Raw genomic sequence first — 13,035 nt, forward strand, 5'->3', positions numbered from 1 at the left:
CGGTTGCCGCTCAGGGCAGCTCGAAACCCAGCTCCCGGGCGGCCCGCTCCGGGGTGGCCTGCGCCCACCGCTCCGTCATGGCCCGGGACGACGACAGTGAACGGATCTCGGCCCGGTCCAGATAGAGCATGCCGGCCAGGTGGTCCGTCTCGTGCTGGACGATCCGGGCGGGCCATCCGGTGAACTCCTCGTCCACCGGCCGGCCGAGCTCGTCCGCACCGGTCAGCCGCACCCGCGCGTGCCGGGCCACCACCGCCTGCCACCCCGGCACACTCAGACACCCCTCGAAGAACGCGGCGCGCTCGCCGCCGACCGGCTCGTACGACGGATTGACCAGCACCCGGAACGGCTGCGGCACCCGGCCCCGGGCCACCCGCACCTCCTCCGGGACCGGCGCCGGATCCTCGATCACCGCGATCCGCAGCGCCACTCCGACCTGCGGTGCGGCCAGCCCCACACCCGGCGCCGCACGCATCGTGACCCGCAGCGCCTCGACGAAGCGGGCGAGCAGCGCCGGGCTCAACTGGCCGTCGTAGGGCTCGGTTCCGGCACGCAGCACGGGGTCGCCCGCCGCGACGATGGGCAACGGGCCTCCAGTGGCGAGGAGTTCCTCGACGAGGTCGGCAAGGGACGTACGGCTGCGCGGAGATGACGTACGACCACGGGCGGCCGGCGTACGACTGCGGGGAGATGCCATCGCGCCAGCATGCCACGGCGACGGACGCGACGAGGGGCGGACGTGTGACATGGGTCACGGGCAGTGGCGGGAACCCGCGCGGATCCCGGCGCTCGGGTACTTCGTCCCGCTGCCGGGCATTCCGCTGGCGGGGGATGAGCGTGCGTGAGGCCCGGCTTCCTTGGTTCGCGGAAGCCGGGCCTCGCTGTCGCCTTCTGTCGTCGCCGCCGTGTGTCAGATCTGCTCGAAGTCACCCGAGAGCGCCGAGGCGACACGCAGGTGCGTCTCCGCCTCCTCGGCACGCCCCTGGCGTTCGAGGGTGCGGCCGAGCATCAGCCGGGCGTAGTGCTCCACCGGGTCACGCTCGACGATGACCCGCAACTCGGCCTCGGCACGGCGCAGTTGGGCCGAGTGGTAGTACGCGCGCGCCAGCAGCAGCCGCGGCCCGGTCTGCTCCGGAACCTCCTCGACGAGCCCGTCGAGCACGCGGGCCGCCGCGGTGTAGTCCTTGGCGTCGAAGAACAGCCGTGCGCGCTCCCAGCGCTCCGCCGGTGTTCCGTGCGCGTAGTACGCGGAGCCGGTGGCGTTGTTGTGTGTCATGTCCACTCGTGACCTCCTTCGAGGCCGTCAACCGCGCCTGTTGGTTGAATATTCCACCAGTTGCCCTCGGTCGGTCCTTGGCCGGTCCTTGGCCGATCCTCGGCCGGTCAGGAGGTCAGCGCGGTCAGCTCCGCGTTGGCGCGCTCCGTGACCAGCGCCAGCACCCGGCCGGTGGCGGCCAGGTCCTCGGCCGGTATTCCGCCCCAGATGCGGGCGGTGATCGGTCCGGTCTCGGCGCCGACGCCGGCGAGCAGCTCCCGCCCGGCATCCGTGGGGCGCAACCGCGGCCCCTCCGTGGTGAGCAGCTTCTTGTCCAGCAGCGCGTCGACGGTGGCGCGCAGCTCAGGCGCCTCGGCCTTGAGTGAGCCCCGGACCTGGACGACCAGCTCGTCCGGAGTCGGAGGGACTTCGGCGGTGACGGCCGCACGCAGGGCGATCTGCTGCTGGAACGTGATGCCGTGCCGGGCCAGGACCTGCTCCAGGACCCCGCGGGCGGCGTAGTGGGCCAGGCCGAGGGCGCGGCTGTCGGCGGTGGGTGAGGTACTGGTCATGTGGTCCTCCGGGTGTCCTCGTCGTCGCGCACGGATGGATCGAGAGGTGCGTCGAGCAGGGTCAGCAGTTCCTCGGTGAAGGCGCGCGTCCGCGGGCCGTCGAGGCCGCCGAGCGGCTCCAGCAACTGCTCGAGCAGTCCCTGGACCACCTCGACGGCCTGCCGTGTGAGGTCCTGGCCCCGCCCGGTGAGGGCGAGCTGCACGGCGCGCGGATCGCGGGGATCGCGGGTGCGCTCGATCAGCCCGGCCGACTCCAGGGCGCGCGCCAGCTTCGACACGTACAGCGGCTCCAGTCCCGTACGGTCGGCGAGCCGCCGCTGACTGGGCCGCTCGCCGGCGCGCTGCATGGCGTACAGCGACGCCACCACCGCGTACTGCGCGTGGGTCAGCCCGAGCGGTGCCATCGCCCGATCGACGGCGACCCGCCACTTGTTGGCGAGCCGCCACACCAGAAAGCCGGGCGTGGGGCCCGGGGAGCCCTTGCTCATGAAGCGATACATTACATGGCTACTATGTACATGGCTACTATTGGGCTGCGGCCAAATCTGCAAGTTGTCGGCGTCGGGTCCGCCGCGCCCCACCCCTCCTGGCCGGGCCATGGCCTGCCGCCCGGCGCGCACGGCGACTAGGTTGAGGGCCATGAGCAACCTTGACCGTCAGGCGGTGCCCAGCGTGTGCGGCGGCCGCGGGTTCGTCGTCAGCGAGCCGGTACGAGAACTCCTGAGCCCTCGACGAGTGCCGCTCGGCGAGTCGACCGAGGTCCGACGACTGCTGCCCAATCTCGGCCGCCGCATGGTCGGAGCCTGGGCCTTCGTCGACCACTACGGCCCGGACGACATCGCCGACGAGCCCGGTATGCAGGTGCCGCCCCACCCGCACATGGGCCTGCAGACGGTGAGCTGGCTGCACGAGGGCGAGGTGCTCCACCGTGACTCCACCGGCAGCCTCCAGACGATCCGCCCGCGTGAACTGGGCCTGATGACCTCCGGCCGGGGCATCAGCCACTCCGAGGAGAGCCCGAAGCCGCACGCCCGCTTCCTGCACGGCGCCCAGCTGTGGGTCGCCCTGCCCGACGGGCACCGGCACACCGCCCCGCGCTTCGAGCACCACGCCGACCTTCCGATGGTCACCGCGCCCGGCCTGGAGGCGACGCTGATCCTCGGCTCCCTGGACGGCGCGACCTCACCCGGCACGGCGTACACCCCGATCGTCGGCGCGGACCTGACCCTCACCCGCGGCGCGGACGTACGCCTGCCCCTGGAGCCGGACTTCGAGTACGCGGTCCTCTCCATGTCCGGCGAGGCCCACGTCGACGGCGTCCCCGTCCTCCCCGGCTCCATGCTCTACCTCGGCTGCGGCCGCGGCGAACTCCCCCTGCGCGCCGACTCGGACGCCGCCCTGATGCTCCTGGGCGGCGAGCCCTTCGAGGAGGAGCTGATCATGTTCTGGAACTGGATCGGACGGTCCCAGGAAGAGATCGCACAGGCGCGTCAGGACTGGGTGGAAGGGACGCGGTTCGGGGAGGTCAAGGGGTACGACGGTGCTCCATTGCCCGCACCGGAGCTACCACCGGTGCCGTTGAAGCCGCGGGGAAGGGTGCGCTGACCTGCGGAAATGCGTCAGCGCTGGGGGCGCGGGGCGGAAGGCGGTCGGGTAATTCTCGCTGTCTTCCACCTGCTTGCCGGGAGCTGTCCGAACGGCCGCTGGCTCATGTCGGTGCATTTGGCGATTCCACAGTGTGGCTGTCTGTGCGCGGCTGTGGCAGGACTCTTGCTGACCCAATGCTGACTTTGCTGACGCCTCGTCAGGCCCGGGCGAGGGGCTCTTTTCCCGACTGCGGGACTTGCGGAGGTGTTTGCAGGTTCGGTGGCGTCCGGACCGATGTCGACCTGGCTGGCGGTCGAGTCAGGCGTTGCGGAGGGCCGGCGTTGCTCACAGTGCCGCCTTGTTGAGGTTGCGCAAGAGTGCGATGTCACCGCTGTCTGTCGGCGGTGCCGCTTGTGTGCGATCCGAAAAGCGCTGCGCAGAGAGGGACTACCAGGTTCTTGGGCAGGTCGGTCACGGCCAGCGCGCCGAGCAGGGCGAGTACGGCGGCAGGGGCGAGCACGGCCCAGGGGGCGCGTTCGGCGTAGGGCTGGTTCTCGGCGAGCAGCAGGCCCCACTCGGGGGAGGGCGGCTGGGCGCCCAGACCGAGGAAGCTGAGGGCGGCCAGGGCGAGGGCGATGCCGGGCAGCCGGAGCAGGGCGCCATGGACGCCGGCTCTCGCGGTAGCCGTCGTCGCCCGGTCCCCACTGGCCGCCCACACCGCCTCCCTGCTCCAACAGGAGCGCGCCACCACCCACCTGACCGCACCCCGCCCGCTGAGCGCCGACCGCTGGTACCTGCTGTGGCACGAACTGCTCCCCGCCGTCCTGCCACCGGTCACCCGCCGGACTGTGTACGGTGGTGCGTCCCGTGCTCCGCGGCCGTCACCGGTGTTCCGCACGTCGCGGGTCGCACCCACTGATGGACTCGCTACGCACCGCCCCGTCCGGGGAACCGGCCATGGCGGCTTCGGCGAGGTGACGGTCGAGGTGCACACGGGCGTCTTCACTGCCTGGGCCGACGATGCTGCCGCTGCTGTTCGGACCGGCCGAAGGCGCCTGCTCGTCCGGCGCCGTCACCGGTGACCAGACGGACTCGTGGATCACCGAGCAGCGCGCTCGGGCCGGCGCCGACCGGCTGTTTCTGGCGCTGCCGATGTTTGCGGCCGCTGCGACCGTTGCGTACTGAGCCGTAGTCGGCCTCGTCAGGCCCGGGCCGGAGCCGTCGCGTCCACTGCCCCGCCGCGCCGGTCGGTGCGCTGGTCCTGCTGCACCCGCCATCCGTAGCGGGTGATGCCGCGCGGCTTGTAGATGGACAGAGCCGTGGTCGTGAGCAACACGGCGACGGCTGCCGCGGCGTCGAACACCAGCTGCACCTTCATTCCTTCAAGGTCCGAGCCGGACAGGGGTGTACCCGCTGCCATGTCCGCCACCTTTTCGACCACCTGCATGTGCAGCAGGAGGAGGAAGGTGGCCACGATGGTCAGCACGAGCTTGGCCAGCACCCAGTAGTGGCGCAGCAGCCCCCATGGAGTGCCCAGGGACTGAACGAGCCCGGTCAGCAGGGAGGCGAATGCCAGCGGGACGATCACGTACCAGGCCGTCACGTCCATTGCCAGGTAGGCGCCCCGCACGCCCTGGGGGTCCTCGTGGGTCAGGCCGCCGATGGCAAGGGCCAGAAAGGCGGCGACCGACCCGAGCCAGCCGACCGAGGACGCGACGTGCGCGGTGAGCGCGACCTTGCGCAGGCCGGACGGCATCGCCATCAGTGGCCGCCGTGCATGCCGGGTCCCACAAAGCCGGTCAGGTGCAGGACGAGGACCAAGGCGACGACGGCCAGGGCCAGGGCGCCGGATACCTTCACCCAGCGCGGCGTGGGCGGTGCTGTCCCGGGCGCGGATTCGGACGACGAGGCGGTCATGCGGATCTCCTGGTTCAGGCGGGTGCGGAGGGCTGTCCCTCCCCGTACGCAACCCTTATCGAGACACTGTGTCTACGTCAAGCCGTGCTGTATCGAAGTCGTCGCCGCGTACACTGAGCGCGTGCCGAAGCTGTGGAACGAGACCATCGAGGAGCACAAGCGCGCCGTACGCGACGCGGTGCTGGAGACCACGGCGACGCTCGTGGTCGAGCAGGGGCTGCGGGGCGTGACGATGTCGCGGATCGCTGAGGAGAGCGGCATCGGCCGGGCCACGCTCTACAAGTACTTCCCGGACGTCGAGTCGATCTTGGCGGCGTGGCACGCGCGCCAGATCGCCGGCCATCTGGCCGAGCTCGCCGAACTTGGTGACCGTCCCGGAACCCCCGGCGAGCGGCTCGAGGCGGTGCTGGAGCGCTACGCCTTCATTCAGCAGCAGCGGTACGGGCATGGGGGAGAGCTGTCGGCCGTCCTGCACCGAGGCGATCATGTGGCGCACGCCGAGCAGCATCTGCGCCACTTCATCCGCGGGCTGCTGGCCGAGGGGGTCCAGGCGGGCGAGGTCCGCGACGATGTCGCGCCGGACGAGCTGGCGGCATATTGCCTGCACGCCCTCACCGGCGCCGGAAGCCTGTCATCGAAGGCCGCGGTGCGGCGGCTTGTCACGGTGACCCTGGCCGGCCTGCGTCCCCAGGACTGACCTACCGGGGCGCGGCGAGCCGGTGCCCTTGCTGGATGCTCCTGGCGGTCGGCCCAGGAGGTGAAGTCCGCCCCCTCGGACGACTGCCGGGCAAACCCCGGACCGCACCAACGCCATGGCATCGGTACGCTGTGCCACCGGGCGGACAGGAACGCTCGCCAGGGGCGCGGCGCAGACGACGGCCGGGGCACATGGACAACGGTGCGCAGGCGGGCGACCGAGTCCTGCGCCTCGTGCTGCTGACCTTGCTGCTGCTCGGCGTAGGCGTCCTGCACACCCTGAGCCATGCCGGGGCACACGGTGGAGTGGCGGCATCGGATGCCGTCCAGCACGCGCGCCACACCACGTACGTCTCGGACGAGGCCGGGCCCGCCCCCGCACACACGGCTCCAGCTGCGGCCACGGGGCTGACGCAAGCCGATCTGCATCAGCACCTCGGGTCGGCCCGTGACGCGCGGGCCGCCGACTGCTTCGCGTCTGCCCCGACCGCATCCTGGTTGGTCCCGCCGAACAACTCGGCGTCGTGCAGCCGCGATGCGGACACCGAAGTCATGAGCACCGACAGAACCCCGGATCGGTGTCGGTCGGCGAGTCCACGGTCGCTGGTACTGCGAATCTAGAGCATCGGTGATCAGAGGCGCGCCATCCGAGCGGCGCTCTCGGCGTGCCGGGCCCGCCTGGCCCGGCACGCGTTCACGTTCCTCACCCATGCCCCGACGGTCCGGTCCGCTGCCCCTGTGCACCGGCCGTCGCCCCGCGCTGAAAGGCGTCACCCGTGTCCCAGCCCCACCTTGCCCACCGCACCGCCATGCCTGCGCCTCCGCAGGCGACGCAGACGTACGAGCCGTACGACCACGCGCCCCGACAGCGGCAACCCGTCCCCTCCGTACCAACGGCCGACAGTGAGCCGCGGCGAGAGCCGTTCTCGCGGCCCGGCGGGCGGCGGGGCGGTCGCCGCCGGGCACCGAAACGGACGCCAGTGCTCGGCAACTATCTCGGCTATGCCGCCACGTTCGTCGGCGCGGGCCTGATCAGCGGGGCCATCGTGCACCATCCGCTGGGACCCCGCGCGCTACACCGTCATCGCGGTCATCGGAGCGGTGGTCTTCCTCTGCGCCACCGTGCTCAGCGAGTTCGTCCTCACAAAGCAGCGGCCGAAAGCGTCCCGAGTGCTGGGCCTTGTGGCCGCCTCGCTGGCGTTGTCGTTCGGTATCGGCATGCTCAGTGGCGGGCTGCAGCACTTCGAGGACTTCCCCGAGCGCGGCGCCATGCTGATCCCCTTCGGCCTCACGCTGTCCTTCATCGCGTACGTGCTGCGGCACGAGCCGGCGCGCTGGCGCAGCATCGTCGGTCCTACGGGCGTGCTGGTGGTGGTCACGGCAGCGCTCGCGTTCGTCGGCCTGCGTGGCATCGCAGACGGGATGGCGGGGGAGTCGAGTGGGGGCGGCGGTCACAGTCACGGTGAGGAGGCGCCCTCAGAGCCGGAGGAGGGCGAGGCCGGCCACGGTGCGGAGCCGGTGGGCCAGGCGCCCGCGCCGCAATCCTCGCCGGGCGACGATCAGAGCGCCGTGAAGACCGAGGACGCTGGGCACGCCGACGACGGTCACAGCCACTGATGCGCAATCGCCGTCCCTGCGCCGGGTTCGATTTGCTGGGCGCCGGGACGGCATCAGTGTGCGGGGAGCGCTTGTACCGGAGGGATCAGTGACCGCCGTTCGATTCGACGGCGAGGCGCTTGGTGAAGGTCTTGCCGCCGTCCTTCGACTCGTACACGCCGTTCTGGGTGCATCGGCGCGGTCTTCGTCACCGCCACCACCACGGCACTCGCGATGGTGGAGCACCGCGAGGCGGGGCTGGCGTCCGGAGTCGTCAACACCTTCCACGAGGTGGGCGGCTCGATCGGCGTGGCGGTCGTCATCACAGTCGCGGCATCCGGCATCGAGCGTGTTTCATGGTCGGCGGATTCACCGACCCGTTCACGGTGTGCGTGGTGGCGGCCGCCGTCAGCGCCGCGGTAGTCCTCGGGCTCCTTCCGCGCGGCAAGCCGCAGATGACCGGCGGACCGCATGTGCACTGAGTCGATGGGTGCCCTGTTCGACGGCCCGCGTCAGGCTCCTGTGCTATCGGGAGCGGACACGCCGCGTCGGGTGTCCGCATACCAGTGGGTCAGCCGTTCGCTCTTGGAGATGGGGCACGGTGACCGCTGGTGCGTGTGTTTCGTTCAACTGCGGTGTTGATCGCGCTCGCGCAGTCCGGTGACGAGTACTCCGGTGGCGAAAATCAGGACGAGGACGAAAATGGCGATACCGAGGACGTCCTGGAGCCCACTGGCCAGGCCGCTGTAGCCCACGTCGATGCCGAAGATCACCGAGCACACGCCGGCGACGAGGGCGGTCCAGCCCAGCCAGCCGGCGATCCGGTGACTGGTGAGAATCGCTGTCCCGAAGAGCGCCAGGCTCAGCCCGAGCAGGATGCGGAAGTAGCTCTGGAATCCCCATTCCAGCCAGCGCACGGTCTCGGCGTTGGCAAAGCGGATCTGCTTCTCGGATCCCGAGGCGCTGACCCAGGAGTCGACGGCCTGCTTCAGTCCCACTCCGTCCAGCCCTTGAAGGACAGCCCAGGTTGCGGCGGTCGCCACAGCTGCCGCGGCCGCGAGCCGAGCGACCAGGGCGGACCCGTCGGCGAAGCGCAGGACGCGGTACAGCACGAGGAGGCCGCTCAGCGTCACCAGGACGCCGCTGAACTGGCCGAGATGAACGGCGACCCAGGCGTCGCTGTTCGCGTACTCGGTGAAGATTGCAGGGTGGTCGTCTTCCGCTCCGGAGGGATGAAGTGCGGCGGTGAGGATGGCGTTGAGAAGGAAGCCACCGAGCATGAGCCCGCCGGCGATGGTCAGCGTGCGGCGTTGCGAGTCGGCTGCATCCGCCCCTGCGCCAGCGTGCGTGTCCCGACTCATGAGCAGACCCCAGTCTTCTCGACGTCACCGACCGACGTCCTGAGAGATCACCAGTTGCAGCCGCCCTCTCAAGAAACCCAGCACCGCCTCACCCGAAAGAGGGCAGATTGCGGCCGATTACCAGCGCCCGGGCCACACCGCATGGGGCAGAACGATCCATCGAGGACGGGAAGCCGAGCAGCGCGCTGCCGCGCCGGGGCGCGACGTGAGGGCATACGCCGGGGCCGCCGGGATCACCGTGCCGGCGGCCCCAGGTCCGGCCCCACGAGTCAGCCGAGGGCCTGGATGAGGTCGTTGCATGCCTGTTCGCAGGAGCGGCATGCTGCCGCGCACAGGCGGCAGTGCTCGTGCATGTCGGCATGCGCGGAGCATTCGTCGGCGCAGGCGCACGCGGTCAGGATCGCTCGGGTGACGTTGGCGTCGTAGCCGGTGTGCCGGGACAGCACGGACGCGGTGGCGTTGCAGATGTCCACAACACGGAGGCTGCCGCCCTCATGGGGCAGGTCCGTACCGCCGTCCACACCCACGCCACCGTCGGCACGGCCCCCGGCGACCTCCTGGCCCGAACCAACCGCCTCCTCGCCGATCTCGACGCGGCCCTGTTCACCAGCTGCCTGATCGCCCGGCTCGACCTCGCCCACCACCAGGTTCACCTCGCGACCGCCGGCCACCCCCCTCCCCTGCTGCGCCACCCCGACGGCCGCACCGAAACCCTGGACGTCCCCACCGGGCTGTTGCTCGGCATCGACGCCGATGCCGACTACCCAGTCACGGAGACCTCCCTTCCACCCGGCGCCGTGCTCGTCCTGTACACCGATGGACTCGTCCCGGGAAAAGGCCCCCAGCCTGGACGACCTCGCCGACAGCCTCCTCCACCACGCCGACCGCTCCACCCCGAGCGACGATGTCGCCCTCCTCCTCGTCCGTCCGTGCGGGTGAGCACGGCCGATCCACCACAGCTGTGTCGTCCCACGCGGATTCGTGCCGGAGCCGGAGGCGTCGCCCGGCTGTCTGAGACGATGGACCTCGTTCCTGTGAGGAGCCGCCACGGGGTGCTGGAGGGGGATGTGTCCGAGGACAACGGCCGACGCGCGGTTCTGTCCGGCCTGCCGTTCGTCATGATGGCGGCGGTGACGGTTGTCGACATCGCCATCGGGCCCGCAGTGGGCTTGCTGCCGCTGCTGTCACTGGGGCCGGCCTTCGCCCCGCTCGTCGGCGGCCCGCGACGCACCGTGTTCATCGGTGTGATCGCGCTGGTGCTCACCGCGGGACTGGGCGTGTACGACGACCTCCTCGATGCCGCGCGCGGCTATGTGAGCCTCGCCTCGGTCATCGGCGTCACCGGGGCCGGACTCGTCGCCGTGTCCATGCGCAGACAGCGGGAGACCGAACTGGCCAACGTGCGGTCGATCGCCGAGGCGGCCCAGCGGGTGTTGCTCAAACCGGTGCCGCGGCTGGCCGGTCAGCTCCGCGCGGCCGTCTGCTACATGGCCGCGGTGGCCGAGGCGCGCATCGGAGGCGACCTGTACGAGGTGGTCGCCGCACCGCAGGGCGTGCGGGTGATCGTGGGCGATGTGCAGGGCAAGGGACTGGAGGCGGTGGAGACCGCGGCCGTGGTTCTCGGTGCCTTTCGTGAAGCGGCTCTGGACGAGGAGGATCTGCTCGGCGTGGGGCGCAGGCTGGCGCGCTCGGCCGACCGGCAGTTGGAGGGGGAGAAGTTCGTCACCGCGATCCTGGCCGAGGTGCGGGATCGTGAGGTCACCTTCCTCAACTACGGCCATCCGGCGCCCCTGTTGCTCCGTGCCGACGGTTCGGCGGCATCGCCCGAACCGGCCGCGTACGCGTTGCCCCTCGGCCTGGGGGCCCACGGACCGTCGGAGCCGGTGCCCTTCCGGGCCGACTTCCTGCCCGGGGATCAACTGCTGCTTTTCACCGACGGGGTCACCGAGGCACGGGACGGTGACGGCCGGTTCTACCCGCTGCCCGAACACGCTCATCTCCTCAAAGAACCCGACCCCGAGACCGCGCTGGAGATGCTGCGGCAGGATCTGATCCAGCACGTCGGCGGCCCCCTGCAGGACGACGCGGCGATGCTCCTCCTCCGCTACCGCTGACCGGCCGCGGGCGGGTTCCCCGCCGTTGTCGGCGTGGCGAGGGCTGCGGTGAGCACGGCCGTGAGCTGGAAGGACAGCCGACGGACACGGCGGGACGGCCGGCCCGTTGCCCCAGGCCATGGCGCTGACGGCGGCGCATCGGCACCGCCCGGGAACGCGCCTACGCCGGCCGGACACGGGCGGAACCGCGCAGCGATGCCCACCGGGCCGGGAACACCCGGTCGGTCGGGCGCCTGGGCAGGTGCTCGAGTCTGTGTCGCCCCGGCCTACGCCCCGCGCCGGTCAGCGGGGTGCGGGTGCGGCCGTCGACGATCTCTGTGAGAGTCGAGGGGAGCGTGTGTTTCGCCGTCGCGAACGACAGGGCGATCGTGGACAAGGAGTGCGACAGAGGCCGTGGCTGGTCCGATCAGACGCGTGGCGGCTGCGGTCGCCTCCCCATCGCGGGCCTTCCTGCACGCGGAAAGCGCGGGCGGGATCGTCCTCGTCGCGGCTGCGGTGAGCGCGTTGGTGTGGGCGAACAGCCCGGCGGCCGACGGTTACGCGCAGTTCTGGCAGCAGAAGGTCAGCCTCGGCGGCGGGGAAGCAAAGGTGACCCACGATCTGCGGCACTGGGTCAACGACGGACTGATGGTCCTGTTCTTCTTCGTCATCGGCCTGGAGATCAAGCGGGAACTGGTCGTCGGAGAACTGCGCGAGCGCCGTGCGGCGATGCTGCCCGCGCTGGCCGCTGTCGGCGGGGTCGTACTCCCGGCGCTGCTGTACGTGGCCGCTGTCGGCGGTGGGGAAGCGGGCAGGGGGTGGGGCATTCCGATGGCCACCGACATCGCCTTCGCCATCGGGATCCTGGCGCTGCTGGGCCCCCGCGCCTCCACCGGAGCGAAGCTGTTCCTGCTCAGCGTCGCCATCGTCGACGACATCCTCGCCATTGGCGTCATCGCGATCTTCTACACCGAAAGCCTCGAGCTCTGGTGGCTGGCCGGTGCGGTGGCCGGACTGCTGGTCGCCGCCGGCATGCGCAGGCTCGGGGTGAACCTGCCCTGGGCATACGTTCCGGTCGGGGTGCTGGTCTGGTTCGCCACCCTGGAATCCGGCGTGCACGCCACGCTCGCCGGGGTCGCGCTCGGGCTGCTCACCCCGGCCCGACCCGTGGCCGGTCGGGGCGTCCTGGACGACCTGGAGCGCACCTTGCACCCGGTCAGCGCGTTCCTGGTGGTGCCGGTCTTCGCTCTGGCCAACGCCGGGGTCGACCTGCGTGGCGGCGCGCTCGGCGACGCCTTCGGCCGGACGGTGACCTGGGCGATCATCGCCGGGCTTGTCCTCGGCAAGATCGTCGGCATCGGCGGGGTGACCTACCTGGTGCGTCGGCTGGGCTGGGCTGCGCTGCCTGCGGGCATGCACCCCCGCGAGATCCTGGGTACCGCCGCACTGGGCGGTATCGGGTTCACCGTCTCGCTGTTCATCACCGACCTCGCCTTCACCGACGCCGCCTTGGTGGCCCAGGCCAAGGTCGGTATCCTCACCGCCTCCACCGTCGCCGCCCTGGCAGGCGTGATGCTGCTGCTCACCGCCCCGACCGGCACCCACGCCGCCACCTCGGGCCCGCCGAGCGAGGACCGGCCGGAGCGATGAACGGCGGACCGGTGTGGATATCACGCACTCACCTGGGCCGTCACCATCGGCCTGATCCTCGCCCTGCTCGCCGTCGACCTGCTCCTGGCCGCCGCGCGCCCGCACAGGGTCGGCTTCGGCGAGGCCACCGCGTGGTCGGTGTTCCACATCCTCGTCGCGGCCGCCTTCGGCTCGTCGTCCTGCGGCGGTCGTCACCGGAGTCCGGTCAGGAAGCAGGCCCCTCCTGAACTGCACCTCTCAGGGACCAGACCGACTGTGCCCGAGACTGCCGCCGTCATCGTGGCCGCAGCCGTCACCTGGGGACTGAT

At 71.0% G+C, this 13,035-nt stretch carries 16 protein-coding genes and 2 pseudogenes; 9 read left to right on the forward strand and 9 right to left on the reverse strand.

The genetic code is table 11. The annotated features are described in order from the left end of the window. Positions 1-10: 10 nt before the first annotated feature. The 4 genes from ACH5AC_RS15625 to ACH5AC_RS15640 form a co-directional block, all read right to left on the reverse strand. Positions 11-697 (reverse strand): peptide deformylase, encoded by a 687-nt coding sequence (locus tag ACH5AC_RS15625; RefSeq protein ID WP_398862333.1) that lies wholly within the window; start codon positions 695-697, stop codon positions 11-13. A gap of 213 nt (positions 698-910) precedes the next feature. Continuing rightward, the gene (locus tag ACH5AC_RS15630; protein ID WP_398862692.1) at positions 911-1,276 is read right to left on the reverse strand and encodes a tetratricopeptide repeat protein; all 366 of its coding nucleotides are present in this window, start codon (positions 1,274-1,276) and stop codon (positions 911-913) included. Positions 1,277-1,383: 107 nt separating this feature from the next. After that, positions 1,384-1,827, reverse strand: coding sequence for a MarR family transcriptional regulator (locus ACH5AC_RS15635; protein WP_398862334.1), 444 nt, complete (start codon positions 1,825-1,827; stop codon positions 1,384-1,386). Continuing rightward, positions 1,824-2,315 (reverse strand): MarR family winged helix-turn-helix transcriptional regulator, encoded by a 492-nt coding sequence (locus ACH5AC_RS15640; protein ID WP_398862335.1) that lies wholly within the window; start codon positions 2,313-2,315, stop codon positions 1,824-1,826. The genes ACH5AC_RS15635 and ACH5AC_RS15640 overlap by 4 nt, the downstream gene beginning before the upstream one ends. A 151-nt stretch (positions 2,316-2,466) precedes the next feature. On the opposite strand from ACH5AC_RS15640, the gene ACH5AC_RS15645 reads away from it, so the two are divergent. Next, positions 2,467-3,432 (forward strand): pirin family protein, encoded by a 966-nt coding sequence (locus ACH5AC_RS15645; protein ID WP_398862336.1) that lies wholly within the window; start codon positions 2,467-2,469, stop codon positions 3,430-3,432. 367 nt (positions 3,433-3,799) lie between these two features. Here ACH5AC_RS15645 and ACH5AC_RS15650 read toward each other — a convergent pair. Next, a pseudogene (locus tag ACH5AC_RS15650) lies at positions 3,800-4,072 on the reverse strand (hypothetical protein); the annotation flags it as partial. Between the two features lie 362 nt (positions 4,073-4,434). Here ACH5AC_RS15650 and ACH5AC_RS15655 point away from each other — a divergent pair. Next, complete coding sequence (locus ACH5AC_RS15655) at positions 4,435-4,599, forward strand: hypothetical protein (RefSeq protein WP_398862337.1); 165 nt, start codon at positions 4,435-4,437, stop codon at positions 4,597-4,599. 16 nt (positions 4,600-4,615) lie between these two features. Here ACH5AC_RS15655 and ACH5AC_RS15660 read toward each other — a convergent pair whose 3' ends face one another. Together ACH5AC_RS15660 and ACH5AC_RS15665 are read right to left on the reverse strand one after the other, a co-directional pair. Next, the gene (locus ACH5AC_RS15660) at positions 4,616-5,176 is read right to left on the reverse strand and encodes a hypothetical protein (protein ID WP_398862338.1); all 561 of its coding nucleotides are present in this window, start codon (positions 5,174-5,176) and stop codon (positions 4,616-4,618) included. Then, positions 5,176-5,331, reverse strand: a complete 156-nt coding sequence (locus tag ACH5AC_RS15665) for a hypothetical protein (protein ID WP_398862339.1) — start codon at positions 5,329-5,331, stop codon at positions 5,176-5,178. Before ACH5AC_RS15665 ends, ACH5AC_RS15660 begins: the two co-directional genes overlap by 1 nt. Before the next feature lie 121 nt (positions 5,332-5,452). Here ACH5AC_RS15665 and ACH5AC_RS15670 point away from each other — a divergent pair, with 121 nt between their 5' ends. The 3 genes from ACH5AC_RS15670 (at position 5,453) to ACH5AC_RS15680 (ending at position 8,105) form a co-directional block, all read left to right on the forward strand. Beyond that, positions 5,453-6,028, forward strand: coding sequence for a TetR/AcrR family transcriptional regulator (locus tag ACH5AC_RS15670; protein ID WP_398862340.1), 576 nt, complete (start codon positions 5,453-5,455; stop codon positions 6,026-6,028). Positions 6,029-7,128: 1,100 nt separating this feature from the next. Next, positions 7,129-7,644: a hypothetical protein gene (locus tag ACH5AC_RS15675; RefSeq protein WP_398862341.1), complete on the forward strand. Its 516-nt coding sequence runs from the start codon at positions 7,129-7,131 to the stop codon at positions 7,642-7,644. Between the two features lie 335 nt (positions 7,645-7,979). Beyond that, complete coding sequence (locus tag ACH5AC_RS15680; protein WP_398862342.1) at positions 7,980-8,105, forward strand: hypothetical protein; 126 nt, start codon at positions 7,980-7,982, stop codon at positions 8,103-8,105. Positions 8,106-8,249: 144 nt separating this feature from the next. Here the strand turns inward: ACH5AC_RS15680 and ACH5AC_RS15685 are convergent, their stop codons facing one another. Both ACH5AC_RS15685 and ACH5AC_RS15690 read right to left on the reverse strand, forming a co-directional pair. After that, positions 8,250-8,984, reverse strand: a complete 735-nt coding sequence (locus ACH5AC_RS15685) for a hypothetical protein (RefSeq protein WP_398862343.1) — start codon at positions 8,982-8,984, stop codon at positions 8,250-8,252. Positions 8,985-9,253: 269 nt separating this feature from the next. Further along, a complete protein-coding gene (locus ACH5AC_RS15690; RefSeq protein WP_398862344.1) occupies positions 9,254-9,628 on the reverse strand; it encodes a four-helix bundle copper-binding protein in 375 nt (124 codons plus the stop codon). On the opposite strand from ACH5AC_RS15690, the pseudogene ACH5AC_RS15695 reads away from it, so the two are divergent. From ACH5AC_RS15695 to nhaA, 4 genes and pseudogenes are all read left to right on the forward strand, one after another. Then, a pseudogene (locus tag ACH5AC_RS15695) lies at positions 9,515-9,760 on the forward strand (PP2C family protein-serine/threonine phosphatase); the annotation flags it as partial. The gene ACH5AC_RS15690 and the pseudogene ACH5AC_RS15695 overlap by 114 nt on opposite strands. A gap of 40 nt (positions 9,761-9,800) precedes the next feature. Continuing rightward, positions 9,801-9,923, forward strand: a complete 123-nt coding sequence (locus ACH5AC_RS15700; RefSeq protein ID WP_398862709.1) for a hypothetical protein — start codon at positions 9,801-9,803, stop codon at positions 9,921-9,923. A gap of 179 nt (positions 9,924-10,102) precedes the next feature. Further along, positions 10,103-11,098, forward strand: a complete 996-nt coding sequence (locus tag ACH5AC_RS15705) for a PP2C family protein-serine/threonine phosphatase (RefSeq protein WP_398862693.1) — start codon at positions 10,103-10,105, stop codon at positions 11,096-11,098. Positions 11,099-11,512: 414 nt separating this feature from the next. Further along, positions 11,513-12,727, forward strand: a complete 1,215-nt coding sequence (nhaA, locus tag ACH5AC_RS15710) for a Na+/H+ antiporter NhaA (RefSeq protein ID WP_398862345.1) — start codon at positions 11,513-11,515, stop codon at positions 12,725-12,727. The last annotated feature ends 308 nt before the right edge of the window (positions 12,728-13,035 follow it).

It is taken from the genome of Streptomyces sp. NPDC018693, assembly GCF_044391385.1.
GTDB lineage: Bacteria > Actinomycetota > Actinomycetes > Streptomycetales > Streptomycetaceae > Streptomyces.